Raw genomic sequence first — 22578 nt, 5'->3', positions numbered from 1 at the left:
GCCGAAGGGCGCACCGAAGCCAGCGCGGCCGTCACCGCACACCGCCACGACGACGACGGCCGTGTCCGGCACCCGGCAGAGCCGGGCACCGGCCCGCCTCAGCCTCCGGCCGGCGGGCCGGGCCCGGCACTGCCAAGCGCACACCTACGGCGACGCCGACAAAACGGTCCGGTGCCAGCTGCGAGGGCGTGGTGCCCTCCCTCGAACCGGCCGAGGATCGAATGCTGATCAGAACCCGTCAAGGGCGGCTGCGCCGTCGCTCCGCGATCTTCGACCCTTGACTGAACCTGCCCAGCCTTCAAGCGGCCTATATCGAGGAAGGGCAGGCGTCGAGACGGGCTGTGGAGCCGCTGGGGCGAGCCGCTGCCTGTTTCCGGGGTGGGGAAGTGCCCTCGTCGCGTAGCGCCGCGCTGGGGGGCTCTAGGTACGCTGTGGGTAGCCACGTTGGCCGGTGCTCCGATCGCTTCGCAGGGTGACCATTTCCGGCCGACGTGCGGGCCCCCGGGATGCCAGTCCTGGGGGCTCACTTCTGTGTCGACCTGGTTGCTAACTCTGGCCTGATCAGGCCGCTACCTCGTGGAGGCGCGCCGCGCCGTCCGCGATCTCGTCCCAGTAGCGGGCGTAGTCGGCGTCCTCCGAGGGGCCCATCAGCCGCGGTCCGCGGACCCGGCCCAACGGCCGGCGGGTGCCTGGACCAGCGCGACCCCGGGCGGGGCGAGCTGGTGCTCCTCGAGGTGATCGCGGGCGGACTGGCCGTGGAGCATCACCAGGGCCTCCGGGTCGTCGAGCCGGAAGCTGATCCGCAGGCCGAGCTGACCGCGCTCGAAACCACCGACGACGGTCGCGTCCGCGCGCTGGGTGACCACCATCAGCCGCAGGCCCGCCTTGTGTCCCTCGGAGACCAGGCGGCCGTAGAGCGCGAGGAGCTGCTCACGCATCTTCGGCTGGCCCTTCTCGACCGGGGCCGTCGACGCCAGGCGCAGCAGCCCGCGAACTCTTCGAGCACGACCACGATCAGCGGGAACCCGGCATGGAAGCGGGTGAACTTGTCCCGGCGAGGCGGCAGGTTCCGGATCCGGGTGTCCATCTCCGCGACCAGGCGGACCAGCAGATCCCGGTGTGCCTCAACGTCGGCCGACCCGGTGGCCTGCCACTCGTGGTGCCGGGTACCCACGTAGGGACGGCCCAGAAGCAACCCAGACAGGTCAGACCCCGCGATCAGGACATCGTCGAGGCGGGCGAGCTGCGCCAGCGCCGAATAGCACCACACGCTCTTGCCCGAGCGGGTCGCGCCCTGAATGCAGACGTGCGGCCCCTCCACCCAGGACTGGCGCAGAGGGTTGCCCGAGCTCGTCTCGGGCGATGGTGATCTCACGTCGGAGACCGACAGCCCGCGGCCGGCCAACGGAGCCGGGACCTCGCCGTCGAGGGGGTCGCCGATCAGCAGCTCGATCCGGACCCACTCCGATCCGCGCGGGTAGACCCGGATCCGGTCATAGCCCAGCGCCGCCGCGATCCGCCGCGACGCCTCGTCAGCACGGAAGTCCTCGATGAGCTGGCCGTGGATCTTGCGCACCACCAGCACCGGGTCCGGCCCCGACAGGTCCGCCCGGGCCAGGGTCGGGATGACGATCGTGGTGCCGGAGGCGACCTGCACCGTGTGCGAGAGCCCCGGAACCCGCTCACAGACCCGGCGCCACGGGTTCACCAGCCGGTCGACGAACTCGCGGGCGGCCCGATCCTCGGCGCGCTGCCTGCTCCACATGATCAGTGCTCCTGTCGTGAAGACGGCCCCGGTCCGGGAGGGGGTTCTCCGGGCCGGGGCCGTGGTCGAGCGGGGTTCAGTTGCTCAGCGGGCGATGAGGGCGGCGACCGCGGTAGTGACGGCGACACCAACAGGGATCTGCACCTGGTGGTGGACGCCTGATCCATCAGGGCGCGACCGTTCACTCCGTGATCAGCCAGGCCGTGGAACCGCTTCTGTCGGCCCGATCCGGGCGCCGTGCTCGTCACGCTGGCGACCCGGGATCGCGGCAAACCGAGCGAGCAGACGGCCGTCATCGATCACCGCATGCACCACGCCCTCCGCCACCACGCCGGTGAGCTGGGCCAGCCACGGGACCCGGACACCGGCAGTCCGGTAGAACGCCCACTTCGTGACGGCCTGCGCCGCGGCATAGGTGGAGGCGTGCAGAGCAAGTTCCCGGCGACCCTGCCCGGTGCGGTGCTGCTTGTGGGCCGACATGCAGTCGTCCTGGGCCAAGTAGTCCCCGCCGTGATGACCCAGCAGGGCCCCCAGCGCCGTCAGGACGGTGATCGCGATCCGCTCGGACATGCCTTTGCTCCTTGATCAGCTAGCGACAGCGGTGGAGGTGGTCGACACGAGTGCGCCGGTGAAAGCCCAGCCGTCGCAGCGGGGGCACTGATCCGGCAGGCGGCCGCCGTCGTCCGGGATCTCCTCGGCGTGCTGGCACGAGGTGCAGGTCAGCACCACCAGCACGAGGCCCATCTGGCCGTCGAGCACCGGCCACCGGCGGCCCCGCCATCACGCGGCCTGCTCGTTCTTCCGGCCCGAGCCGCCGATCGGGCGGATCGCGTCGGCGCGGTAGTAGACCTGCGCCCCGACGACCTTGTCCTCACCGGTGTTCTTGTCCTTGATCGTCTTGTCCATCACGCCGACCTCGAAGCCGACCAGCTCGCCAGGGCATCCCGGGCTGAAACCCGTGGCGCGGGTCCTCGTGCGACGCGATCGTCACGTTCAGCACCGAAAACGACGGCCGCCCGACGCCTGGAACCCCACCGTGACCTGGGCAACCCACTTCGGGGTGCCGTTCCGCAAGCACTCCTGATCGGTGTCGCTGCCGAACTTCAGCTTCGGCGCCAGGTCCATGACCATCACCATCGTGAAACTCGTCGGGTCGATCTTGAAGTTCATCGGGCCCTGGTTCGACATGCGCATCTCCCATGTTTTTCGATCCGCCACTCCGGGGCCAGACCGTCCTGTGGTTCTTGTCCTCAGTTCGCAGCCTCGAAGGTCTGGACGTCTGGACTGATAGAACTACCGTAGCATGAGTCCCCTCAAAGGTCTAGACGTATGAATCAGAGGAGGTCAGACGATGGCCCGGAAGTACGAGAAGATTCGCCCGCGAGCTGCGAGAAAGGATCACCAACGGCACCTATCCGCCGGGGTCGACCCTCCCGCACTCCCCGAGTTGATGGCGACGTACGAGGTAGCGCGGGGAGACCGTGCGCAGCGCGGTGTCGGCCCTTGCCAACGAGGGCCTGGTGACGCCGCTGTCAGGTGTCGGAACAGTCGTGCGCGACCTCGGCACCGTGGACATGCACAGCCAGCCCGGAGACGCGCATCCCGCGTGGGGGAGCACCACCGGGGATGACTCAAAGATCGAGACCGTCGAGGCGTCCTACGACGTCGCGAACCACGAAGTAGCGCAGCGCCTCGGCATTGGCCGGGGGGATCGGGTTGTCCACCGAGTCCGGCGGTACTACAAGGGCCGCCACATCGTGTTGCTGCACGATCAGTGGCTCCCAGGCGAGGTAGGTGCGCGAATCCACTCAGAGACCGGGTACGACCCGGCCGACAAGGACGCCCACGAGCGGACCGACCTGTACTCGTTCATGCGCGAGGCCGGATACCAGCCTGCACAGACAACCGAACGAGTGAGCACTCGGATGCCTGACCCGGACGAACGGGACGTCATGTCGATCCCGCCTGGCGTACCCGTGCTGATCACGCTGCGGACCACGCGCGACGCGAGCCAGATCGAGCTGGAAACCAGCACCTTCGTAGCAACTGGTGATCGAGCAGAGCAGACCTACACAGTGGCGATGTAGGTTCCTGGCCAATCGCGGCAGAGCCCCCATCGCCGCGGTTGGCCGGCCAGTCCGGCACTCATCAGTTGTCAGTAATACCTGACTGGCAACGTCAGGGCTTCTTGACAGCATTGCCAAGCTGTCCTGACAGTTAATTGTCAGGCTATCTTGACGATTGGTTATTTCGCCAGGCAAGCTTGACTGACAGTGTCAAGGAAGGATGACTGACAAATGGCTCCCGTGAAGGACTTGAGCGGCCCCTGGAACGTCACCACCACGCATCCGGCTGCCGGTGAGCACGAGGGTCACGCGCTGGGGATCGTCGCCGGGCAGGACGACGAGCCGATCAGCAACGACACCGTGGAAGTGCACGTGCGGTACGCGTCGTGCTCGTGCGGGTGGTCCGGCCAGCTGCGCACCGCCCCCGGTGCCCGCGAGCAGCCTCTGCGGACCCGCCGGTACCGGGCTCAGACCCGGGAGGTCCTGCGCCCCGAGTGGGATGCCCACGTCGGTCAGTGGCTCCCTGAGCCCGCTGTCGGCCCCGGACCCAACCGAAGACACCCCCGCCGCCCCGCCGGAGCCGCAGGGAGCATCTGAGCGTCCACAGCGACGGCGGCCGAGCAAGCGCGCCAAGCCGGTCGAGCCGACGGCCGCGCCGGAAGCCCGCGGCCGTCGTCGTCGAGGACCAGGCGGTGCCCGAGCCCGACCCCGGAGCTCGTCTAGTCGAGGCCGCTGCCGTCGCCGGTACCGCAGCCGCCGCTGCCCGCCGAGCGGAACGACGCCCTCACCGACGCCGTACGCGAAGCGCGCCAAGCCGGGATCTCCTGGGCCAAGATCGGCGCCGCCACGTCGATGAGCCGCCAGGCCGCACACGAGCGCTGGCGCGTCCTCTGACCACAGCCCGTCACTGACCCAGATCAAGATCAAATGCACCACCGCACCACCGCACCACCGCACCACCGCACCACCGCACCTATGCATCACATGGTCTTGAAGGCCGCGTAGCCACCCACCGTGTTCAGCTGCATCGTCGTCGTATCGACGACAGGCGTTTCCTTAGGAAAACGCCTAACTTGGGTCCGCCGGAGGCGCCCACCCAGACCACGCCCCTGGCCGAAGATCATCAGATGATGCATAGGTCCTGGCGGTCCTGGCGGTCCTGGCCGTCGCCCTCAGAGCGCCGTAGCGGGCCGGTAGTAGCTCCGGCGCCGTTCCCGGCGCTGTTCGGGGTCTTCGGCCGCGAGCGCGGCTTTGAGCCACGCAAACGGGGCGTCTCCGGGGTCGAGCTGGACGGCGCGTTCGGTGGTGTCAGCCTCGAACTCGAAGGCCAGGCCCCGGGCGTCGAGCCAGGCGCGCGCGGCGGGAACTCCGCCGTGGCGAGTCGCGATGATCAGGTCCTCCGCGACCGGGTAGATCTTCTTCCAGCTCCGGGCCGGGAGGACTCCTGCCAGCTCTCCACCTCCGTCTTCTTCGGCGATCTCCTCGTCCTTGACCTCGGTGACCCCGCAGCGCTGCTTGAGGCCGTTGGACCACACGAGCTGCTGCATGCCGTGGCTGCCCTGTTCCCACTCCTGCCAGAGCGCGACGTCGCGCTCGTTGCCGGTGTCGATCGCGTCGGCGAGGATCTGGAACGGCGTGCGGGAGCCGCGCTTGCCGCGCTTCCACCGGCCACCGGCGGTCTCGAAGGCCAGCTTCGAGATGTACTTGCCCATCTTCTCCACCGCGCCGTTACCGACCCGCACGTCGATGCCGTGCTCGGCGGTGGCGCTCATGCCCTTCTTCGCCAGCCCCGCGGCCCAGCGGGTGTAGACCTCGCAGGTCAGAGCAGGAATCTCCGCGCTCACATCGGTCGGGAAGATCAACAGGGCGTGGATGTGGAGGTGCCAGCCGTTGAGGTCGGTGTGGGTGCCCTCCACTCCCCGGACATAGTCCATGTCAGGTCCGTCTTCCACCGCTTCCACCCCCGCGACTGTGTGAGGTGTCGCCACGCCGCGCTCAGCGCTCGGCGAAGTTCGCGCAGGCTGTGGCCCCGGTGGTGGCGCATCGTCAGGGTCAGCAGTGCGACCGTGCCCCCCGGTCGGCGTTCCAGTTGATCAGCTGTTCGAGATCCTTCGAGCGGCGCGCACTGATCTTGGCCGAGCACACCGGGCACGCCCACACGCTGCCGCAGGTCGCCAGGCCGCCGAAGCCTGCGGTGCCCGGTTCCCCCTCCGGTCCGGGCGTGTGGTGCAACGAGACCTCTCCACCCTCGTTGGTCGAGACCCGACCGCACTTCTTGACCCGCGACAGGCTCGTGATCGCGGCCAGCTCCCGGCGAGCCCGGTACTTGTCGCGTAGCGCCTGATCCTGGCGGTCCCAGAAGGCCCCGCGTGGTCCTGACCTGCGGTGGCCGCACTTTTCGCGTCGTTACCAAGCGCGGCCGCCGAAGGGCGCACCGAAGCCAGCGCGGCCGTCACCGCACACCGCCACGACGACGACGGCCGTGTCCGGCACCCGGCAGAGCCGGGCACCGGCCCGCCTCAGCCTCCGGCCGGCGGGCCGGGCCCGGCACTGCCAAGCGCACACCTACGGCGACGCCGACAAACGGTCCGGTGCCAGCTGCGAGGGCGTGGTGCCCTCCCTCGAACCGGCCGAGGATCGAATGCTGATCAGAACCCGTCAAGGGCGGCTGCGCCGTCGCTCCGCGATCTTCGACCCTTGACTGAACCTGCCCAGCCTTCAAGCGGCCTATATCGAGGAAGGGCAGGCGTCGAGACGGGCTGTGGAGCCGCTGGGGCGAGCCGCTGCCTGTTTCCGGGGTGGGGAAGTGCCCTCGTCGCGTAGCGCCGCGCTGGGGGGGCTCTAGGTAGCTGTGGGTAGCCACGTTGGCCGGTGCTCCGATCGCTTCGCAGGGTGACCATTTCCGGCCGACGTGCGGGCCCCCGGGATGCCAGTCCTGGGGGCTCACTTCTGTGTCGACCTGGTTGCTAACTCTGGCCTGAATCAGGCCGCTACCTCGTGGAGCGCGCCGCGCCGTCCGCGATCTCGTCCCAGTAGCGGGCGTAGTCGGCGTCCTCCGAGGGGCCCATCAGCCGCGGTCCGCGGACCCGGCCCAACGGCCGGGCGGGTGCTGGACCAGCGCGACCCCGGGCGGGGCGAGCTGGTGCCCTCGAGGTGATCGCGGGCGGACTGGCCGTGGAGCATCACCAGGGCCTCCGGGTCGTCGAGCCGGAAGCTGATCCGCAGGCCGAGCTGACCGCGCTCGAAACCACCGACGACGGTCGCGTCCGCGCGCTGGGTGACCACCATCAGCCGCAGGCCCGCCTTGTGTCCCTCGGAGACCAGGCGGCCGTAGAGCGCGAGGAGCTGCTCACGCATCTTCGGCTGGCCCTTCTCGACCGGGGCCGTCGACGCCAGGCGCAGCAGCCCGGCGAACTCTTCGAGCACGACCACGATCAGCGGGAACCCGGCATGGAAGCGGGTGAACTTGTCCCGGCGAGGCGGCAGGTTCCGGATCCGGGTGTCCATCTCCGCGACCAGGCGGACCAGCAGATCCCGGTGTGCCTCAACGTCGGCCGACCCGGTGGCCTGCCACTCGTGGTGCCGGGTACCCACGTAGGGACGGCCCAGAAGCAACCCAGACAGGTCAGACCCCGCGATCAGGACATCGTCGAGGCGGGCGAGCTGCGCCAGCGCCGAATAGCACCACACGCTCTTGCCCGAGCGGGTCGCGCCCTGAATGCAGACGTGCGGCCCCTCCACCCAGGACTGGCGCAGAGGGTTGCCGAGCTCGTCTCGGGCGATGGTGATCTCCACGTCGGAGACCGACAGCCCGCGGCCGGCCAACGGAGCCGGGACCTCGCCGTCGAGGGGGTCGCCGATCAGCAGCTCGATCCGGACCCACTCCGATCCGCGCGGGTAGACCCGGATCCGGTCATAGCCCAGCGCCGCCGCGATCCGCCGCGACGCCTCGTCAGCACGGAAGTCCTCGATGAGCTGGCCGTGGATCTTGCGCACCACCAGCACCGGGTCCGGCCCCGACAGGTCCGCCCGGGCCAGGGTCGGGATGACGATCGTGGTGCCGGAGGCGACCTGCACCGTGTGCGAGAGCCCCGGAACCCGCTCACAGACCCGGCGCCACGGGTTCACCAGCCGGTCGACGAACTCGCGGGCGGCCCGATCCTCGGCGCGCTGCCTGCTCCACATGATCAGTGCTCCTGTCGTGAAGACGGCCCCGGTCCGGGAGGGGTTCTCCGGGCCGGGGCCGTGGTCGAGCGGGGGTCAGTTGCTCAGCGGGCGATGAGGGCGGCGACCGCGGTAGTGACGGCGACACCAACAGGGATCTGCACCTGGGTGTGGACGGCCTGATCCATCAGGGCGCGACCGTTCACTCCGTGATCAGCCAGGCCGTGGAACCGCTTCTGTCGGCCGATCCGGGCGCCGTGCTCGTCACGCTGGCGACCCGGGATCGCGGCAAACCGAGCGAGCAGACGGCCGTCATCGATCACCGCATGCACCACGCCCTCCGCCACCACGCCGGTGAGCTGGGCCAGCCACGGGACCCGGACACCGGCAGTCCGGTAGAACGCCCACTTCGTGACGGCCTGCGCCGCGGCATAGGTGGAGGCGTGCAGAGCAAGTTCCCGGCGACCCTGCCCGGTGCGGTGCTGCTTGTGGGCCGACATGCAGTCGTCCTGGGCCAAGTAGTCCCCGCCGTGATGACCCAGCAGGGCCCCCAGCGCCGTCAGGACGGTGATCGCGATCCGCTCGGACATGCCTTTGCTCCTTGATCAGCTAGCGACAGCGGGTGGAGGTGGTCGACACGAGTGCGCCGGTGAAAGCCCAGCCGTCGCAGCGGGGGCACTGATCCGGCAGGCGGCCGCCGTCGTCCGGGATCTCCTCGGCGTGCTGGCACGAGGTGCAGGTCAGCACCACCAGCACGAGGCCCATCTGGCCGTCGAGCACCGGCCACCGGCGGCCCGCCATCACGCGGCCTGCTCGTTCTTCCGGCCCGAGCCGCCGATCGGGCGGATCGCGTCGGCGCGGTAGTAGACCTGCGCCCCGACGACCTTGTCCTCACCGGTGTTCTTGTCCTTGATCGTCTTGTCCATCACGCCGACCTCGAAGCCGACCAGCTCGCAGGGCATCCCGGGCTGAAACCCGTGGCGCGGGTCCTCGTGCGACGCGATCGTCACGTTCAGCACCGAAAACGACGGCCGCCCGAACGCCTGGAACCCCACCGTGACCTGGGCAACCCACTTCGGGGTGCCGTTCCGCAAGCACTCCTGATCGGTGTCGCTGCCGAACTTCAGCTTCGGCGCCAGGTCCATGACCATCACCATCGTGAAACTCGTCGGGTCGATCTTGAAGTTCATCGGGCCCTGGTTCGACATGCGCATCTCCCATGTTTTTCGATCCGCCACTCCGGGGCCAGACCGTCCTGTGGTTCTTGTCCTCAGTTCGCAGCCTCGAAGGTCTGGACGTCTGGACTGATAGAACTACCGTAGCATGAGTCCCCTCAAAGGTCTAGACGTATGAATCAGAGGAGGTCAGACGATGGCCCGGAAGTACGAGAAGATCGCCCGCGAGCTGCGAGAAAGGATCACCAACGGCACCTATCCGCCGGGGTCGACCCTCCCCGCACTCCCCGAGTTGATGGCGACGTACGAGGTAGCGCGGGAGACCGTGCGCAGCGCGGTGTCGGCCCTTGCCAACGAGGGCCTGGTGACGCCGCTGTCAGGTGTCGGAACAGTCGTGCGCGACCTCGGCACCGTGGACATGCACAGCCAGCCCGGAGACGCGCATCCCGCGTGGGGGAGCACCACCGGGGATGACTCAAAGATCGAGACCGTCGAGGCGTCCTACGACGTCGCGAACCACGAAGTAGCGCAGCGCCTCGGCATTGGCCGGGGGATCGGGTTGTCCACCGAGTCCGGCGGTACTACAAGGGCCGCCACATCGTGTTGCTGCACGATCAGTGGCTCCCAGGCGAGGTAGGTGCGCGAATCCACTCAGAGACCGGGTACGACCCGGCCGACAAGGACGCCCACGAGCGGACCGACCTGTACTCGTTCATGCGCGAGGCCGGATACCAGCCTGCACAGACAACCGAACGAGTGAGCACTCGGATGCCTGACCCGGACGAACGGGACGTCATGTCGATCCCGCCTGGCGTACCCGTGCTGATCACGCTGCGGACCACGCGCGACGCGAGCCAGATCGAGCTGGAAACCAGCACCTTCGTAGCAACTGGTGATCGAGCAGAGCAGACCTACACAGTGGCGATGTAGGTTCCTGGCCAATCGCGGCAGAGCCCCCATCGCCGCGGTTGGCCGGCCAGTCCGGCACTCATCAGTTGTCAGTAATACCTGACTGGCAACGTCAGGGCTTCTTGACAGCATTGCCAAGCTGTCCTGACAGTTAATTGTCAGGCTATCTTGACGATTGGTTATTTCGCCAGGCAAGCTTGACTGACAGTGTCAAGGAAGGATGACTGACAAATGGCTCCCGTGAAGGACTTGAGCGGCCCCTGGAACGTCACCACCACGCATCCGGCTGCCGGTGAGCACGAGGGTCACGCGCTGGGGATCGTCGCCGGGCAGGACGACGAGCCGATCAGCAACGACACCGTGGAAGTGCACGTGCGGTACGCGTCGTGCTCGTGCGGGTGGTCCGGCCAGCTGCGCACCGCCCCCGGTGCCCGCGAGCAGCCTCTGCGGACCCGCCGGTACCGGGCTCAGACCCGGGAGGTCCTGCGCCCCGAGTGGGATGCCCACGTCGGTCAGTGGCTCCCTGAGCCGCTGTCGGCCCCGGACCCAACCGAAGACACCCCCGCCGCCCCGCCGGAGCCGCAGGGAGCATCTGAGCGTCCACAGCGACGGCGGCCGAGCAAGCGCGCCAAGCCGGTCGAGCCGACGGCCGCGCCGGAAGCCGCGGCCGTCGTCGTCGAGGACCAGGCGGTGCCCGAGCCCGACCCCGGAGCTCGTCTAGTCGAGGCCGCTGCCGTCGCCGGTACCGCAGCCGCCGCTGCCCGCCGAGCGAACGACGCCCTCACCGACGCCGTACGCGAAGCGCGCCAAGCCGGGATCTCCTGGGCCAAGATCGGCGCCGCCACGTCGATGAGCCGCCAGGCCGCACACGAGCGCTGGCGCGTCCTCTGACCACAGCCCGTCACTGACCCAGATCAAGATCAAATGCACCACCGCACCACCGCACCACCGCACCACCGCACCACCGCACCTATGCATCACATGGTCTTGAAGGCCGCGTAGCCACCCACCGTGTTCAGCTGCATCGTCGTCGTATCGACGACACGGCGTTTCCTTAGGAAAACGCCTAACTTGGGTCCGCCGGAGGCGCCCACCCAGACCACGCCCCTGGCCGAAGATCATCAGATGATGCATAGGTCCTGGCGGTCCTGGCGGTCCTGGCCGTCGCCCTCAGAGCGCCGTAGCGGGCCGGTAGTAGCTCCGGCGCCGTTCCCGGCGCTGTTCGGGGTCTTCGGCCGCGAGCGCGGCTTTGAGCCACGCAAACGGGGCGTCTCCGGGGTCGAGCTGGACGGCGCGTTCGGTGGTGTCAGCCTCGAACTCGAAGGCCAGGCCCCGGGCGTCGAGCCAGGCGCGCGCGGCGGGAACTCCGCCGTGGCGAGTCGCGATGATCAGGTCCTCCGCGACCGGGTAGATCTTCTTCCAGCTCCGGGCCGGGAGGACTCCTGCCAGCTCTCCACCTCCGTCTTCTTCGGCGATCTCCTCGTCCTTGACCTCGGTGACCCCGCAGCGCTGCTTGAGGCCGTTGGACCACACGAGCTGCTGCATGCCGTGGCTGCCCTGTTCCCACTCCTGCCAGAGCGCGACGTCGCGCTCGTTGCCGGTGTCGATCGCGTCGGCGAGGATCTGGAACGGCGTGCGGGAGCCGCGCTTGCCGCGCTTCCACCGGCCACCGGCGGTCTCGAAGGCCAGCTTCGAGATGTACTTGCCCATCTTCTCCACCGCGCCGTTACCGACCCGCACGTCGATGCCGTGCTCGGCGGTGGCGCTCATGCCCTTCTTCGCCAGCCCCGCGGCCCAGCGGGTGTAGACCTCGCAGTCAGAGCAGGAATCTCCGCGCTCACATCGGTCGGGAAGATCAACAGGGCGTGGATGTGGAGGTGCCAGCCGTTGAGGTCGGTGTGGGTGCCCTCCACTCCCCGGACATAGTCCATGTCCAGGTCCGTCTTCCACCGCTTCCACCCCCGCGACTGTGTGAGGTGTCGCCACGCCGCGCTCAGCGCTCGGCGAAGTTCGCGCAGGCTGTGGCCCCGGTGGTGGCGCATCGTCAGGGTCAGCAGTGCGACCGTGCCCCCCCGGTCGGCGTTCCAGTTGATCAGCTGTTCGAGATCCTTCGAGCGGCGCGCACTGATCTTGGCCGAGCACACCGGGCACGCCCACACGCTGCCGCAGGTCGCCAGGCCGCCGAAGCCTGCGGTGCCCGGTTCCCCCTCCGGTCCGGGCGTGTGGTGCAACGAGACCTCTCCACCCTCGTTGGTCGAGACCCGACCGCACTTCTTGACCCGCGACAGGCTCGTGATCGCGCCAGCTCCCGGCGAGCCCGGTACTTGTCGCGTAGCGCCTGATCCTGGCGGTCCCAGAAGGCCCCCGCGTGGTCCTGACCTGCGGTGGCCGCACTTTTCGCGTCGTTACCAAGCGCGGCCGCCGAAGGGCGCACCGAAGCCAGCGCGGCCGTCACCGCACACCGCCACGACGACGACGGCCGTGTCCGGCACCCGGCAGAGCCGGGCACCGGCCCGCCTCAGCCTCCGGCCGGCGGGCCGGGCCCGGCACTGCCAAGCGCACACCTACGGCGACGCCGACAAACGGTCCGGTGCCAGCTGCGAGGGCGTGGTGCCCTCCCTCGAACCGGCCGAGGATCGAATGCTGATCAGAACCCGTCAAGGGCGGCTGCGCCGTCGCTCCGCGATCTTCGACCCTTGACTGAACCTGCCCAGCCTTCAAGCGGCCTATATCGAGGAAGGGCAGGCGTCGAGACGGGCTGTGGAGCCGCTGGGGCGAGCCGCTGCCTGTTTCCGGGGTGGGGAAGTGCCCTCGTCGCGTAGCGCCGCGCTGGGGGGCTCTAGGTACGCTGTGGGTAGCCACGTTGGCCGGTGCTCCGATCGCTTCGCAGGGTGACCATTTCCGGCCGACGTGCGGGCCCCCGGGATGCCAGTCCTGGGGGCTCACTTCTGTGTCGACCTGGTTGCTAACTCTGGCCTGATCAGGCCGCTACCTCGTGGAGGCGCGCCGCGCCGTCCGCGATCTCGTCCCAGTAGCGGGCGTAGTCGGCGTCCTCCGAGGGGCCCATCAGCCGCGGTCCGCGGACCCGGCCCAACGGCCGGGCGGGTGCCTGGACCAGCGCGACCCCGGGCGGGGCGAGCTGGTGCTCCTCGAGGTGATCGCGGGCGGACTGGCCGTGGAGCATCACCAGGGCCTCCGGGTCGTCGAGCCGGAAGCTGATCCGCAGGCCGAGCTGACCGCGCTCGAAACCACCGACGACGGTCGCGTCCGCGCTGGGTGACCACCATCAGCGCAGGCCCGCCTTGTGTCCCTCGGAGACCAGGCGGCCGTAGAGCGCGAGGAGCTGCTCACGCATCTTCGGCTGGCCCTTCTCGACCGGGGCCGTCGACGCCAGGCGCAGCAGCCCGGCGAACTCTTCGAGCACGACCACGATCAGCGGGAACCCGGCATGGAAGCGGGTGAACTTGTCCCGGCGAGGCGGCAGGTTCCGGATCCGGGTGTCCATCTCCGCGACCAGGCGGACCAGCAGATCCCGGTGTGCCTCAACGTCGGCCGACCCGGTGGCCTGCCACTCGTGGTGCCGGGTACCCACGTAGGGACGGCCCAGAAGCAACCCAGACAGGTCAGACCCCGCGATCAGGACATCGTCGAGGCGGGCGAGCTGCGCCAGCGCCGAATAGCACCACACGCTCTTGCCCGAGCGGGTCGCGCCCTGAATGCAGACGTGCGGCCCCTCCACCCAGGACTGGCGCAGAGGGTTGCCGAGCTCGTCTCGGGCGATGGTGATCTCCACGTCGGAGACCGACAGCCCGCGGCCGGCCAACGGAGCCGGGACCTCGCCGTCGAGGGGGTCGCCGATCAGCAGCTCGATCCGGACCCACTCCGATCCGCGCGGGTAGACCCGGATCCGGTCATAGCCCAGCGCCGCCGCGATCCGCCGCGACGCCTCGTCAGCACGGAAGTCCTCGATGAGCTGGCCGTGGATCTTGCGCACCACCAGCACCGGGTCCGGCCCCGACAGGTCCGCCCGGCCAGGGTCGGGATGACGATCGTGGTGCCGGAGGCGACCTGCACCGTGTGCGAGAGCCCCGGAACCCGCTCACAGACCCGGCGCCACGGGTTCACCAGCCGGTCGACGAACTCGCGGGCGGCCCGATCCTCGGCGCGCTGCCTGCTCCACATGATCAGTGCTCCTGTCGTGAAGACGGCCCCGGTCCGGGAGGGGGTTCTCCGGGCCGGGGCCGTGGTCGAGCGGGGGTCAGTTGCTCAGCGGGCGATGAGGGCGGCGACCGCGGTAGTGACGGCGACACCAACAGGGATCTGCACCTGGTGGTGGACGGCCTGATCCATCAGGGCGCGACCGTTCACTCCGTGATCAGCCAGGCCGTGGAACCGCTTCTGTCGGCCGATCCGGGCGCCGTGCTCGTCACGCTGGCGACCCGGGATCGCGGCAAACCGAGCGAGCAGACGGCCGTCATCGATCACCGCATGCACCACGCCCTCCGCCACCACGCCGGTGAGCTGGGCCAGCCACGGGACCCGGACACCGGCAGTCCGGTAGAACGCCCACTTCGTGACGGCCTGCGCCGCGGCATAGGTGGAGGCGTGCAGAGCAAGTTCCCGGCGACCCTGCCCGGTGCGGTGCTGCTTGTGGGCCGACATGCAGTCGTCCTGGGCCAAGTAGTCCCCGCCGTGATGACCCAGCAGGGCCCCCAGCGCCGTCAGGACGGTGATCGCGATCCGCTCGGACATGCCTTTGCTCCTTGATCAGCTAGCGACAGCGGTGGAGGTGGTCGACACGAGTGCGCCGGTGAAAGCCCAGCCGTCGCAGCGGGGCACTGATCCGGCAGGCGGCCGCCGTCGTCCGGGATCTCCTCGGCGTGCTGGCACGAGTGCAGGTCAGCACCACCAGCACGAGGCCCATCTGGCCGTCGAGCACCGGCCACCGGCGGCCCGCCATCACGCGGCCTGCTCGTTCTTCCGGCCCGAGCCGCCGATCGGGCGGATCGCGTCGGCGCGGTAGTAGACCTGCGCCCCGACGACCTTGTCCTCACCGGTGTTCTTGTCCTTGATCGTCTTGTCCATCACGCCGACCTCGAAGCCGACCAGCTCGCAGGGCATCCCGGGCTGAAACCCGTGGCGCGGGTCCTCGTGCGACGCGATCGTCACGTTCAGCACCGAAAACGACGGCCGCCCGAACGCCTGGAACCCCACCGTGACCTGGGCAACCCACTTCGGGGTGCCGTTCCGCAAGCACTCCTGATCGGTGTCGCTGCCGAACTTCAGCTTCGGCGCCAGGTCCATGACCATCACCATCGTGAAACTCGTCGGGTCGATCTTGAAGTTCATCGGGCCCTGGTTCGACATGCGCATCTCCCATGTTTTTCGATCCGCCACTCCGGGGCCAGACCGTCCTGTGGTTCTTGTCCTCAGTTCGCAGCCTCGAAGTCTGGACGTCTGGACTGATAGAACTACCGTAGCATGAGTCCCCTCAAAGGTCTAGACGTATGAATCAGAGGAGGTCAGACGATGGCCCGGAAGTACGAGAAGATCGCCCGCGAGCTGCGAGAAAGGATCACCAACGGCACCTATCCGCCGGGGTCGACCCTCCCCGCACTCCCCGAGTTGATGGCGACGTACGAGGTAGCGCGGGAGACCGTGCGCAGCGCGGTGTCGCCTTGCCAACGAGGGCCTGGTGACGCCGCTGTCAGGTGTCGGAACAGTCGTGCGCGACCTCGGCACCGTGGACATGCACAGCCAGCCCGGAGACGCGCATCCCGCGTGGGGGAGCACCACCGGGGATGACTCAAAGATCGAGACCGTCGAGGCGTCCTACGACGTCGCGAACCACGAAGTAGCGCAGCGCCTCGGCATTGGCCGGGGGATCGGGTTGTCCACCGAGTCCGGCGGTACTACAAGGGCCGCCACATCGTGTTGCTGCACGATCAGTGGCTCCCAGGCGAGGTAGGTGCGCGAATCCACTCAGAGACCGGGTACGACCCGGCCGACAAGGACGCCCACGAGCGGACCGACCTGTACTCGTTCATGCGCGAGGCCGGATACCAGCCTGCACAGACAACCGAACGAGTGAGCACTCGGATGCCTGACCCGGACGAACGGGACGTCATGTCGATCCCGCCTGGCGTACCCGTGCTGATCACGCTGCGGACCACGCGCGACGCGAGCCAGATCGAGCTGGAAACCAGCACCTTCGTAGCAACTGGTGATCGAGCAGAGCAGACCTACACAGTGGCGATGTAGGTTCCTGGCCAATCGCGGCAGAGCCCCCATCGCCGCGGTTGGCCGGCCAGTCCGGCACTCATCAGTTGTCAGTAATACCTGACTGGCAACGTCAGGGCTTCTTGACAGCATTGCCAAGCTGTCCTGACAGTTAATTGTCAGGCTATCTTGACGATTGGTTATTTCGCCAGGCAAGCTGACTGACAGTGTCAAGGAAGGATGACTGACAAATGGCTCCCGTGAAGGACTTGAGCGGCCCCTGGAACGTCACCACCACGCATCCGGCTGCCGGTGAGCACGAGGGTCACGCGCTGGGGATCGTCGCCGGGCAGGACGACGAGCCGATCAGCAACGACACCGTGGAAGTGCACGTGCGGTACGCGTCGTGCTCGTGCGGGTGGTCCGGCCAGCTGCGCACCGCCCCCGGTGCCCGCGAGCAGCCTCTGCGACCCGCCGGTACCGGGCTCAGACCCGGGAGGTCCTGCCCCCGAGTGGGATGCCCACGTCGGTCAGTGGCTCCCTGAGCCGCTGTCGGCCCCGGACCCAACCAAGACACCCCCGCCGCCCCGCCGAGCCGCAGGGAGCATCTGAGCGTCCACAGCGACGGCGGCCGAGCAAGCGCCCAAGCCGGTCGAGCCGACGGCCGCGCCGGAAGCCGCGGCCGTCGTCGTCGAGGACCAGGCGGTGCCCGAGCCCGACCCCGGAGCTCGTCTAGTCGAGGCCGCTGCCGTCGCCGGTACCGCAGCCGCCGCTGCCCGCCGAGCGAACGACGCCCTCACCGACCCGTACGCGAAGCGCGCCAAGCCGGGATCTCCTGGGCCAAGATCGGCGCCGCCACGTCGATGAGCCGCAGGCCGCACACGAGCGCTGGCGCGTCCTCTGACCACAGCCCGTCACTGACCCAGATCAAGATCAAATGCACCACCGCACCACCGCACCACCGCACCACCGCACCACCGCACCTATGCATCACATGGTCTTGAAGGCCGCGTAGCCACCCACCGTGTTCAGCTGCATCGTCGTCGTATCGACGACACGGCGTTTCCTTAGGAAAACGCCTAACTTGGGTCCGCCGGAGGCGCCCACCCAGACCACGCCCCTGCGAAGATCATCAGATGATGCATAGGTCCTGCGGTCCTGGCGGTCCTGGCCGTCGCCCTCAGAGCGCCGTAGCGGGCCGGTAGTAGCTCCGGCGCCGTTCCCGGCGCTTTCGGGGTCTTCGGCCGCGAGCGCGGCTTTGAGCCACGCAAACGGGGCGTCTCCGGGTCGAGCTGGACGGCGGCGTTCGGTGGTGTCAGCCTCGAACTCCGAAGCCAGGCCCCGGGCGTCGAGCCAGGCGCGCGCGGCGGGAACTCCGCCGTGGCGAGTCGCGATGATCAGGTCCTCCGCGACCGGGTAGATCTTCTTCCAGCTCCGGGCCGGAGGACTCCTGCCAGCTCTCCACCTCCGTCTTCTTCGGCGATCTCCTCGTCCTTGACCTCGGTGACCCCGCAGCGCTGCTTGAGGCCGTTGGACCACACGAGCTGCTGCATGCCGTGGCTGCCCTGTTCCCACTCCTGCCAGAGCGCGACGTCGCGCTCGTTGCCGGTGTCGATCGCGTCGGCGAGGATCTGGAACGGCGTGCGGGAGCCGCGCTTGCCGCGCTTCCACCGGCCACCGGCGGTCTCGAAGGCCAGCTTCGAGATGTACTTGCCCATCTTCTCCACCGCGCCGTTACCGACCCGCACGTCGATGCCGTGCTCGGCGGTGGCGCTCATGCCCTTCTTCGCCAGCCCCGCGGCCCAGCGGGTGTAGACCTCGCAGGTCAGAGCAGGAATCCGCGCTCACATCGGTCGGGAAGATCAACAGGGCGTGGATGTGAGGTGCCAGCCGTTGAGTCGTGTGGGTGCCCTCCACTCCCCGACATAGTCCATGTCCAGGTCCGTCTTCCACCGCTTCCACCCCCGCGACTGTGTGAGGTGTCGCCACGCGCCGCTCAGCGCTCGGCGAAGTTCGGCAGGCTGTGGCCCCGGTGGTGGCGCATCGTCAGGGTCAGCAGTGCGACCTGCCCCCCCGGTCGGGCGTTCCAGTTGATCAGCTGTTCGAGATCCTTCGAGCGGCGCGCACTATCTTGGCCGAGCACACCGGGCACGCCCACACGCTGCCGCAGGTCGCCAGGCCGCCGAAGCCTGCGGTGCCCGGTTCCCCCTCCGGTCCGGGCGTGTGGTGCAACGAGAACCTCTCCACCCTCGTTGGTCGAGACCCGACCGCACTTCTTGACCCGCGACAGGCTCGTGATCGCGGCCAGCTCCCGGCGAGCCCGGTACTTGTCGCGTAGCGCCTGATCCTGGCGGTCCCAGAAGGCCCCCGCGTGGTCCTGACCTGCGGTGGCCGCACTTTTCGCGTCGTTACCAAGCGCGGCCGCCGAAGGCGCACCGAAGCCAGCGCGGCCGTCACCGCACACCGCCACGACGACGACGGCCGTGTCCGGCACCCGGCAGAGCCGGGCACCGGCCCGCCTCAGCCTCCGGCCGGCGGGCCGGGCCCGGCACTGCCAAGCGCACACCTACGGCGACGCCGACAAACGGTCCGGTGCCAGCTGCGAGGGCGTGGTGCCCTCCCTCGAACGGCCGAGGATCGAATGCTGATCAGAACCCGTCAAGGGCGGCTGCGCCGTCGCTCCGCGATCTTCGACCCTTGACTGAACCTGCCCAGCCTTCAAGCGGCCTATATCGAGGAAGGGCAGGCGTCGAGACGGGCTGTGGAGCCGCTGGGGCGAGCCGCTGCCTGTTTCCGGGGTGGGGAAGTGCCCTCGTCGCGTAGCGCCGCGCTGGGGGGCTCTAGGTACGCTGTGGGTAGCCACGTTGGCCGGTGCTCCGATCGCTTCGCAGGGTGACCATTTCCGGCCGACGTGCGGGCCCCCGGGATGCCAGTCCTGGGGGCTCACTTCTGTGTCGACCTGGTTGCTAACTCTGGCCTGATCAGGCCGCTACCTCGTGGAGGCGCGCCGCGCCGTCCGCGATCTCGTCCCAGTAGCGGGCGTAGTCGGCGTCCTCCGAGGGGCCCATCAGCCGCGGTCCGCGGACCCGGCCCAACGGCCGGGCGGTGCCTGGACCAGCGCGACCCCGGGCGGGGCGAGCTGGTGCTCCTCGAGGTGATCGCGGGCGGACTGGCCGTGGAGCATCACCAGGGCCTCCGGGTCGTCGAGCCGGAAGCTGATCCGCAGGCCGAGCTGACCGCGCTCGAAAACCACCGACGACGGTCGCGTCCGCGCGCTGGTGAACCACCATCAGCCGCAGGCCCGCCTTGTGTCCCTCGGAGACCAGGCGGCCGTAGAGCGCGAGGAGCTGCTCACGCATCTTCGGCTGGCCCTTCTCGACCGGCCGTCGACGCCAGGCGCAGCAGCCCGGCGAACTCTTCGAGCACGACCACGATCAGCGGGAACCCGGCATGGAAGCGGGTAACTTGTCCCGGCGAGGCGGCAGGTTCCGGATCCGGGTGTCCATCTCCGCGACCAGGCGGACCAGCAGATCCCGGTGTGCCTCAACGTCGGCCGACCCGGTGGCCTGCCACTCGTGGTGCCGGGTACCCACGTAGGGACGGCCCAGAAGCAACCCAGACAGGTCAGACCCCGCGATCAGGACATCGTCGAGGCGGGCGAGCTGCGCCAGCGCCGAATAGCACCACACGCTCTTGCCCGAGCGGGTCGCGCCCTGAATGCAGACGTGCGGCCCCTCCACCCAGACTGGGCAGAGGGTTGCCGAGCTCGTCTCGGGCGATGGTGATCTCCACGTCGGAGACCGACAGCCCGCGGCCGGCCAACGGAGCCGGGACCTCGCCGTCGAGGGGTCGCCGATCAGCAGCTCGATCCGGACCCACTCCGATCCGCGCGGGTAGACCCGGATCCGGTCATAGCCCAGCGCCGCCGCGATCCGCCGCGACGCCTCGTCAGCACGGAAGTCCTCGATGAGCTGGCCGTGGATCTTGCGCACCACCAGCACCGGGTCCGGCCCCGACAGGTCCGCCCGGGCCAGGGTCGGGATGACGATCGTGGTGCCGGAGGCGACCTGCACCGTGTGCGAGAGCCCCGGAACCCGCTCACAGACCCGGCGCCACGGTTCACCAGCCGGTCGACGAACTCGCGGGCGGCCCGATCCTCGGCGCGCTGCCTGCTCCACATGATCAGTGCTCCTGTCGTGAAGACGGCCCCGGTCCGGAGGGGGTTCTCCGGGCCGGGGCCGTGGTCGAGCGGGGGTCAGTTGCTCAGCGGGCGATGAGGGCGGCGACCGGTAGTGACGGCGACACCAACAGGGATCTGCACCTGGTGGTGGACGGCCTGATCCATCAGGGCGCGACCGTTCACTCCGTGATCAGCCAGGCCGTGGAACCGCTTGTCGGCCGATCCGGGCGCCGTGCTCGTCACGCTGGCGACCCGGGATCGCGGCAAACCGAGCGAGCAGACGGCCGTCATCGATCACCGCATGCACCACGCCCTCCGCCACCACGCCGGTGAGCTGGGCCAGCCACGGGACCCGGACACCGGCAGTCCGGTAGAACGCCCACTTCGTGACGGCCTGCGCCGCGGCATAGGTGGAGGCGTGCAGAGCAAGTTCCCGGCGACCCTGCCCGGTGCGGTGCTGCTTGTGGGCCGACATGCAGTCGTCCTGGGCCAAGTAGTCCCCGCCGTGATGACCCAGCAGGCCCCCAGCGCCGTCAGGACGGTGATCGCGATCCGCTCGGACATGCCTTTGCTCCTTGATCAGCTAGCGACAGCGGTGGAGGTGGTCGACACGAGTGCGCCGGTGAAAGCCCAGCCGTCGCAGCGGGGGCACTGATCCGGCAGGCGGCCGCCGTCGTCCGGGATCTCCTCGGCGTGCTGGCACGAGGTGCAGGTCAGCACCACCAGCACGAGGCCCATCTGGCCGTCGAGCACCGGCCACCGGCGGCCCGCCATCACGCGGCCTGCTCGTTCTTCCGGCCCGAGCCGCCGATCGGGCGGATCGCGTCGGCGCGGTAGTAGACCTGCGCCCCGACGACCTTGTCCTCACCGGTGTTCTTGTCCTTGATCGTCTTGTCCATCACGCCGACCTCGAAGCCGACCAGCTCGCAGGGCATCCCGGGCTGAAACCCGTGGCGCGGGTCCTCGTGCGACGCGATCGTCACGTTCAGCACCGAAAACGACGGCCGCCCGAACGCCTGGAACCCACCGTGACCTGGGCAACCCACTTCGGGGTGCCGTTCCGCAAGCACTCCTGATCGGTGTCGCTGCCGAACTTCAGCTTCGGCGCCAGGTCCATGACCATCACCATCGTGAAACTCGTCGGGTCGATCTTGAAGTTCATCGGGCCCTGGTTCGACATGCGCATCTCCCATGTTTTTCGATCCGCCACTCCGGGGCCAGACCGTCCTGTGGTTCTTGTCCTCAGTTCGCAGCCTCGAAGGTCTGGACGTCTGGACTGATAGAACTACCGTAGCATGAGTCCCCTCAAAGGTCTAGACGTATGAATCAGAGGAGGTCAGACGATGGCCCGGAAGTACGAGAAGATCGCCCGCGAGCTGCGAGAAAGGATCACCAACGGCACCTATCCGCCGGGGTCGACCCTCCCCGCACTCCCCGAGTTGATGGCGACGTACGAGGTAGCGCGGGAGACCGTGCGCAGCGCGGTGTCGGCCCTTGCCAACGAGGGCCTGGTGACGCCGCTGTCAGGTGTCGGAACAGTCGTGCGCGACCTCGGCACCGTGGACATGCACAGCCAGCCCGGAGACGCGCATCCCGCGTGGGGGAGCACCACCGGGGATGACTCAAAGATCGAGACCGTCGAGGCGTCCTACGACGTCGCGAACCACGAAGTAGCGCAGCGCCTCGGCATTGGCCGGGGGGATCGGGTTGTCCACCGAGTCCGGCGGTACTACAAGGGCCGCCACATCGTGTTGCTGCACGATCAGTGGCTCCCAGGCGAGGTAGGTGCGCGAATCCACTCAGAGACCGGGTACGACCCGGCCGACAAGGACGCCCACGAGCGGACCGACCTGTACTCGTTCATGCGCGAGGCCGGATACCAGCCTGCACAGACAACCGAACGAGTGAGCACTCGGATGCCTGACCCGGACGAACGGGACGTCATGTCGATCCCGCCTGGCGTACCCGTGCTGATCACGCTGCGGACCACGCGCGACGCGAGCCAGATCGAGCTGGAAACCAGCACCTTCGTAGCAACTGGTGATCGAGCAGAGCAGACCTACACAGTGGCGATGTAGGTTCCTGGCCAATCGCGGCAGA

The 22578-nt window shown here is 68.7% G+C and carries 37 protein-coding genes; 11 read left to right on the top strand and 26 right to left on the bottom strand.

Annotated elements, in window-relative coordinates; genetic code table 11:
• Positions 1–647 precede the first annotated feature (647 nt).
• From Ae717Ps2_RS34635 to Ae717Ps2_RS34620, 6 genes are all read right to left on the bottom strand, one after another.
• On the bottom strand, positions 648–938 hold the full coding sequence (locus Ae717Ps2_RS34635; RefSeq protein ID WP_075334982.1) for a hypothetical protein: 291 nt from the start codon (positions 936–938) through the stop codon (positions 648–650).
• Positions 869–1765, bottom strand: coding sequence for a hypothetical protein (locus Ae717Ps2_RS34630; protein ID WP_075334981.1), 897 nt, complete (start codon positions 1763–1765; stop codon positions 869–871). The genes Ae717Ps2_RS34635 and Ae717Ps2_RS34630 overlap by 70 nt, the downstream gene beginning before the upstream one ends.
• Positions 1766–1957: 192 nt before the next feature.
• Complete coding sequence (locus Ae717Ps2_RS34625; protein ID WP_075334980.1) at positions 1958–2335, bottom strand: hypothetical protein; 378 nt, start codon at positions 2333–2335, stop codon at positions 1958–1960.
• A 15-nt stretch (positions 2336–2350) separates the two neighbouring features.
• A complete protein-coding gene (locus tag Ae717Ps2_RS37950; RefSeq protein WP_158071621.1) occupies positions 2351–2524 on the bottom strand; it encodes a hypothetical protein in 174 nt (57 codons plus the stop codon).
• Positions 2525–2545: 21 nt separating this feature from the next.
• Positions 2546–2671, bottom strand: a complete 126-nt coding sequence (locus tag Ae717Ps2_RS39995; protein WP_255407991.1) for a hypothetical protein — start codon at positions 2669–2671, stop codon at positions 2546–2548.
• 87 nt (positions 2672–2758) lie between these two features.
• Positions 2759–2959: a hypothetical protein gene (locus tag Ae717Ps2_RS34620; protein ID WP_075334979.1), complete on the bottom strand. Its 201-nt coding sequence runs from the start codon at positions 2957–2959 to the stop codon at positions 2759–2761.
• A 287-nt stretch (positions 2960–3246) separates the two neighbouring features.
• Here Ae717Ps2_RS34620 and Ae717Ps2_RS34615 point away from each other — a divergent pair, with 287 nt between their 5' ends.
• Entirely contained in the window at positions 3247–3852 is a 606-nt protein-coding gene (locus Ae717Ps2_RS34615; RefSeq protein ID WP_144276139.1) for a GntR family transcriptional regulator, read from the top strand.
• 210 nt (positions 3853–4062) lie between these two features.
• Entirely contained in the window at positions 4063–4428 is a 366-nt protein-coding gene (locus tag Ae717Ps2_RS34610; RefSeq protein ID WP_144276138.1) for a hypothetical protein, read from the top strand.
• A 575-nt stretch (positions 4429–5003) separates the two neighbouring features.
• On the opposite strand, the gene Ae717Ps2_RS34605 is transcribed toward Ae717Ps2_RS34610, so the two are convergent.
• The 6 genes from Ae717Ps2_RS34605 to Ae717Ps2_RS34580 all read right to left on the bottom strand — a co-directional run bounded on the left by Ae717Ps2_RS34605 (position 5004) and on the right by Ae717Ps2_RS34580 (position 9209).
• Positions 5004–5765 (bottom strand): hypothetical protein, encoded by a 762-nt coding sequence (locus Ae717Ps2_RS34605; protein WP_143510673.1) that lies wholly within the window; start codon positions 5763–5765, stop codon positions 5004–5006.
• A 118-nt stretch (positions 5766–5883) separates the two neighbouring features.
• Positions 5884–6063 carry a hypothetical protein gene (locus Ae717Ps2_RS34600; protein WP_075334500.1) on the bottom strand — a complete coding sequence of 60 codons (180 nt, stop codon included), beginning with the start codon at positions 6061–6063 and terminating at the stop codon, positions 5884–5886.
• Between the two features lie 750 nt (positions 6064–6813).
• Positions 6814–8016, bottom strand: a complete 1203-nt coding sequence (locus Ae717Ps2_RS34595; protein WP_075334977.1) for a hypothetical protein — start codon at positions 8014–8016, stop codon at positions 6814–6816.
• A gap of 83 nt (positions 8017–8099) precedes the next feature.
• Positions 8100–8585: a DUF3307 domain-containing protein gene (locus tag Ae717Ps2_RS34590; RefSeq protein WP_075334976.1), complete on the bottom strand. Its 486-nt coding sequence runs from the start codon at positions 8583–8585 to the stop codon at positions 8100–8102.
• A 19-nt stretch (positions 8586–8604) separates the two neighbouring features.
• Positions 8605–8796: a hypothetical protein gene (locus Ae717Ps2_RS34585; protein ID WP_075334975.1), complete on the bottom strand. Its 192-nt coding sequence runs from the start codon at positions 8794–8796 to the stop codon at positions 8605–8607.
• A complete protein-coding gene (locus Ae717Ps2_RS34580; protein WP_075334490.1) occupies positions 8796–9209 on the bottom strand; it encodes a hypothetical protein in 414 nt (137 codons plus the stop codon). The genes Ae717Ps2_RS34585 and Ae717Ps2_RS34580 overlap by 1 nt, the downstream gene beginning before the upstream one ends.
• Positions 9210–9366: 157 nt before the next feature.
• Between Ae717Ps2_RS34580 and Ae717Ps2_RS34575 the strand changes: the two genes are divergently transcribed.
• From Ae717Ps2_RS34575 to Ae717Ps2_RS34565, 3 genes are all read left to right on the top strand, one after another.
• A complete protein-coding gene (locus Ae717Ps2_RS34575) occupies positions 9367–9807 on the top strand; it encodes a GntR family transcriptional regulator (protein ID WP_075334974.1) in 441 nt (146 codons plus the stop codon).
• Positions 9771–10100, top strand: a complete 330-nt coding sequence (locus tag Ae717Ps2_RS34570) for a UTRA domain-containing protein (RefSeq protein ID WP_075334968.1) — start codon at positions 9771–9773, stop codon at positions 10098–10100. Before Ae717Ps2_RS34575 ends, Ae717Ps2_RS34570 begins: the two co-directional genes overlap by 37 nt.
• Positions 10101–10310: 210 nt before the next feature.
• Positions 10311–10970 (top strand): hypothetical protein, encoded by a 660-nt coding sequence (locus Ae717Ps2_RS34565; protein ID WP_143510659.1) that lies wholly within the window; start codon positions 10311–10313, stop codon positions 10968–10970.
• 279 nt (positions 10971–11249) lie between these two features.
• Here the strand turns inward: Ae717Ps2_RS34565 and Ae717Ps2_RS34560 are convergent, their stop codons facing one another.
• From Ae717Ps2_RS34560 to Ae717Ps2_RS34530, 6 genes are all read right to left on the bottom strand, one after another.
• The gene (locus tag Ae717Ps2_RS34560) at positions 11250–11849 is read right to left on the bottom strand and encodes a hypothetical protein (RefSeq protein ID WP_075334533.1); all 600 of its coding nucleotides are present in this window, start codon (positions 11847–11849) and stop codon (positions 11250–11252) included.
• The gene (locus Ae717Ps2_RS34555; RefSeq protein ID WP_144276137.1) at positions 11846–12310 is read right to left on the bottom strand and encodes a protein rep; all 465 of its coding nucleotides are present in this window, start codon (positions 12308–12310) and stop codon (positions 11846–11848) included. The genes Ae717Ps2_RS34560 and Ae717Ps2_RS34555 overlap by 4 nt, the downstream gene beginning before the upstream one ends.
• Positions 12311–13059: 749 nt before the next feature.
• Positions 13060–13266: a hypothetical protein gene (locus Ae717Ps2_RS37945; protein ID WP_158071652.1), complete on the bottom strand. Its 207-nt coding sequence runs from the start codon at positions 13264–13266 to the stop codon at positions 13060–13062.
• Between the two features lie 99 nt (positions 13267–13365).
• Positions 13366–14073 carry a hypothetical protein gene (locus Ae717Ps2_RS34545; protein WP_144276136.1) on the bottom strand — a complete coding sequence of 236 codons (708 nt, stop codon included), beginning with the start codon at positions 14071–14073 and terminating at the stop codon, positions 13366–13368.
• Between the two features lie 272 nt (positions 14074–14345).
• The gene (locus Ae717Ps2_RS34540; protein WP_075334488.1) at positions 14346–14831 is read right to left on the bottom strand and encodes a DUF3307 domain-containing protein; all 486 of its coding nucleotides are present in this window, start codon (positions 14829–14831) and stop codon (positions 14346–14348) included.
• A gap of 207 nt (positions 14832–15038) precedes the next feature.
• Positions 15039–15452 carry a hypothetical protein gene (locus Ae717Ps2_RS34530; protein ID WP_075334490.1) on the bottom strand — a complete coding sequence of 138 codons (414 nt, stop codon included), beginning with the start codon at positions 15450–15452 and terminating at the stop codon, positions 15039–15041.
• Between the two features lie 156 nt (positions 15453–15608).
• Between Ae717Ps2_RS34530 and Ae717Ps2_RS40815 the strand changes: the two genes are divergently transcribed.
• The 5 genes from Ae717Ps2_RS40815 to Ae717Ps2_RS37940 all read left to right on the top strand — a co-directional run bounded on the left by Ae717Ps2_RS40815 (position 15609) and on the right by Ae717Ps2_RS37940 (position 17165).
• The gene (locus Ae717Ps2_RS40815) at positions 15609–15884 is read left to right on the top strand and encodes a GntR family transcriptional regulator (RefSeq protein WP_075334969.1); all 276 of its coding nucleotides are present in this window, start codon (positions 15609–15611) and stop codon (positions 15882–15884) included.
• On the top strand, positions 15775–16047 hold the full coding sequence (locus tag Ae717Ps2_RS38670) for a hypothetical protein (RefSeq protein WP_143510663.1): 273 nt from the start codon (positions 15775–15777) through the stop codon (positions 16045–16047). Before Ae717Ps2_RS40815 ends, Ae717Ps2_RS38670 begins: the two co-directional genes overlap by 110 nt.
• Entirely contained in the window at positions 16011–16340 is a 330-nt protein-coding gene (locus tag Ae717Ps2_RS34520; RefSeq protein WP_075334968.1) for a UTRA domain-containing protein, read from the top strand. Before Ae717Ps2_RS38670 ends, Ae717Ps2_RS34520 begins: the two co-directional genes overlap by 37 nt.
• Positions 16341–16549: 209 nt before the next feature.
• Complete coding sequence (locus tag Ae717Ps2_RS37100) at positions 16550–16843, top strand: hypothetical protein (protein ID WP_144276135.1); 294 nt, start codon at positions 16550–16552, stop codon at positions 16841–16843.
• Between the two features lie 160 nt (positions 16844–17003).
• On the top strand, positions 17004–17165 hold the full coding sequence (locus tag Ae717Ps2_RS37940; RefSeq protein ID WP_158071651.1) for a hypothetical protein: 162 nt from the start codon (positions 17004–17006) through the stop codon (positions 17163–17165).
• Positions 17166–17695: 530 nt separating this feature from the next.
• On the opposite strand, the gene Ae717Ps2_RS37935 is transcribed toward Ae717Ps2_RS37940, so the two are convergent.
• The 8 genes from Ae717Ps2_RS37935 to Ae717Ps2_RS34480 all read right to left on the bottom strand — a co-directional run bounded on the left by Ae717Ps2_RS37935 (position 17696) and on the right by Ae717Ps2_RS34480 (position 21664).
• Entirely contained in the window at positions 17696–18076 is a 381-nt protein-coding gene (locus tag Ae717Ps2_RS37935; RefSeq protein WP_075334967.1) for a hypothetical protein, read from the bottom strand.
• A gap of 218 nt (positions 18077–18294) precedes the next feature.
• Positions 18295–18792: a hypothetical protein gene (locus Ae717Ps2_RS34510; RefSeq protein ID WP_075334966.1), complete on the bottom strand. Its 498-nt coding sequence runs from the start codon at positions 18790–18792 to the stop codon at positions 18295–18297.
• Positions 18793–19365: 573 nt separating this feature from the next.
• Positions 19366–19551 (bottom strand): hypothetical protein, encoded by a 186-nt coding sequence (locus tag Ae717Ps2_RS34505; RefSeq protein ID WP_075334965.1) that lies wholly within the window; start codon positions 19549–19551, stop codon positions 19366–19368.
• A 181-nt stretch (positions 19552–19732) separates the two neighbouring features.
• Complete coding sequence (locus Ae717Ps2_RS34500; protein ID WP_075334964.1) at positions 19733–20371, bottom strand: hypothetical protein; 639 nt, start codon at positions 20369–20371, stop codon at positions 19733–19735.
• A 297-nt stretch (positions 20372–20668) separates the two neighbouring features.
• Entirely contained in the window at positions 20669–20953 is a 285-nt protein-coding gene (locus tag Ae717Ps2_RS34495; protein ID WP_198932398.1) for a hypothetical protein, read from the bottom strand.
• 104 nt (positions 20954–21057) lie between these two features.
• Positions 21058–21252, bottom strand: coding sequence for a hypothetical protein (locus Ae717Ps2_RS34490; protein ID WP_075334489.1), 195 nt, complete (start codon positions 21250–21252; stop codon positions 21058–21060).
• Positions 21252–21461: a hypothetical protein gene (locus Ae717Ps2_RS34485; RefSeq protein WP_143510893.1), complete on the bottom strand. Its 210-nt coding sequence runs from the start codon at positions 21459–21461 to the stop codon at positions 21252–21254. The genes Ae717Ps2_RS34490 and Ae717Ps2_RS34485 overlap by 1 nt, the downstream gene beginning before the upstream one ends.
• A gap of 2 nt (positions 21462–21463) precedes the next feature.
• Positions 21464–21664 carry a hypothetical protein gene (locus tag Ae717Ps2_RS34480; protein ID WP_075334841.1) on the bottom strand — a complete coding sequence of 67 codons (201 nt, stop codon included), beginning with the start codon at positions 21662–21664 and terminating at the stop codon, positions 21464–21466.
• 157 nt (positions 21665–21821) lie between these two features.
• Between Ae717Ps2_RS34480 and Ae717Ps2_RS34475 the strand changes: the two genes are divergently transcribed.
• On the top strand, positions 21822–22556 hold the full coding sequence (locus Ae717Ps2_RS34475) for a GntR family transcriptional regulator (RefSeq protein WP_075334491.1): 735 nt from the start codon (positions 21822–21824) through the stop codon (positions 22554–22556).
• Positions 22557–22578 lie beyond the last annotated feature (22 nt).

Source organism: Pseudonocardia sp. Ae717_Ps2, from assembly GCF_001932475.1.
Classification (GTDB): Bacteria; Actinomycetota; Actinomycetes; order Mycobacteriales; family Pseudonocardiaceae; genus Pseudonocardia.
The sequence above is the reverse complement of the archived record's forward strand: the minus strand, read 5'-3'. Positions and strand labels throughout refer to the sequence as shown.

What these genes read in the sequence shown, in the direction of transcription:
- Ae717Ps2_RS34625 (WP_075334980.1), bottom strand. Translation starts at nt 2,335, where the DNA reads ATGTCCGAGCGGATCGCGATCACCGTCCTGACGGCGCTGGGGGCCCTG.
- Ae717Ps2_RS37935 (WP_075334967.1), bottom strand. Translation starts at nt 18,076, where the DNA reads ATGAGCGCCACCGCCGAGCACGGCATCGACGTGCGGGTCGGTAACGGC.
- Ae717Ps2_RS34620 (WP_075334979.1), bottom strand. Translation starts at nt 2,959, where the DNA reads ATGCGCATGTCGAACCAGGGCCCGATGAACTTCAAGATCGACCCGACG.
- Ae717Ps2_RS34530 (WP_075334490.1), bottom strand. Translation starts at nt 15,452, where the DNA reads ATGCGCATGTCGAACCAGGGCCCGATGAACTTCAAGATCGACCCGACG.
- Ae717Ps2_RS34580 (WP_075334490.1), bottom strand. Translation starts at nt 9,209, where the DNA reads ATGCGCATGTCGAACCAGGGCCCGATGAACTTCAAGATCGACCCGACG.
- Ae717Ps2_RS34560 (WP_075334533.1), bottom strand. Translation starts at nt 11,849, where the DNA reads ATGAGCGCCACCGCCGAGCACGGCATCGACGTGCGGGTCGGTAACGGC.
- Ae717Ps2_RS37100 (WP_144276135.1), top strand. Translation starts at nt 16,550, where the DNA reads ATGGCTCCCGTGAAGGACTTGAGCGGCCCCTGGAACGTCACCACCACG.
- Ae717Ps2_RS34590 (WP_075334976.1), bottom strand. Translation starts at nt 8,585, where the DNA reads ATGTCCGAGCGGATCGCGATCACCGTCCTGACGGCGCTGGGGGCCCTG.
- Ae717Ps2_RS34475 (WP_075334491.1), top strand. Translation starts at nt 21,822, where the DNA reads ATGGCCCGGAAGTACGAGAAGATCGCCCGCGAGCTGCGAGAAAGGATC.
- Ae717Ps2_RS34630 (WP_075334981.1), bottom strand. Translation starts at nt 1,765, where the DNA reads ATGTGGAGCAGGCAGCGCGCCGAGGATCGGGCCGCCCGCGAGTTCGTC.
- Ae717Ps2_RS34495 (WP_198932398.1), bottom strand. Translation starts at nt 20,953, where the DNA reads ATGTCGGCCCACAAGCAGCACCGCACCGGGCAGGGTCGCCGGGAACTT.
- Ae717Ps2_RS34490 (WP_075334489.1), bottom strand. Translation starts at nt 21,252, where the DNA reads ATGGCGGGCCGCCGGTGGCCGGTGCTCGACGGCCAGATGGGCCTCGTG.
- Ae717Ps2_RS34575 (WP_075334974.1), top strand. Translation starts at nt 9,367, where the DNA reads ATGGCCCGGAAGTACGAGAAGATCGCCCGCGAGCTGCGAGAAAGGATC.
- Ae717Ps2_RS34610 (WP_144276138.1), top strand. Translation starts at nt 4,063, where the DNA reads ATGGCTCCCGTGAAGGACTTGAGCGGCCCCTGGAACGTCACCACCACG.
- Ae717Ps2_RS34585 (WP_075334975.1), bottom strand. Translation starts at nt 8,796, where the DNA reads ATGGCGGGCCGCCGGTGGCCGGTGCTCGACGGCCAGATGGGCCTCGTG.
- Ae717Ps2_RS34635 (WP_075334982.1), bottom strand. Translation starts at nt 938, where the DNA reads ATGCGTGAGCAGCTCCTCGCGCTCTACGGCCGCCTGGTCTCCGAGGGA.
- Ae717Ps2_RS34595 (WP_075334977.1), bottom strand. Translation starts at nt 8,016, where the DNA reads ATGTGGAGCAGGCAGCGCGCCGAGGATCGGGCCGCCCGCGAGTTCGTC.
- Ae717Ps2_RS40815 (WP_075334969.1), top strand. Translation starts at nt 15,609, where the DNA reads ATGGCCCGGAAGTACGAGAAGATCGCCCGCGAGCTGCGAGAAAGGATC.
- Ae717Ps2_RS34565 (WP_143510659.1), top strand. Translation starts at nt 10,311, where the DNA reads ATGGCTCCCGTGAAGGACTTGAGCGGCCCCTGGAACGTCACCACCACG.
- Ae717Ps2_RS34480 (WP_075334841.1), bottom strand. Translation starts at nt 21,664, where the DNA reads ATGCGCATGTCGAACCAGGGCCCGATGAACTTCAAGATCGACCCGACG.
- Ae717Ps2_RS39995 (WP_255407991.1), bottom strand. Translation starts at nt 2,671, where the DNA reads ATGGACAAGACGATCAAGGACAAGAACACCGGTGAGGACAAGGTCGTC.
- Ae717Ps2_RS34540 (WP_075334488.1), bottom strand. Translation starts at nt 14,831, where the DNA reads ATGTCCGAGCGGATCGCGATCACCGTCCTGACGGCGCTGGGGGCCCTG.
- Ae717Ps2_RS34605 (WP_143510673.1), bottom strand. Translation starts at nt 5,765, where the DNA reads ATGGACTATGTCCGGGGAGTGGAGGGCACCCACACCGACCTCAACGGC.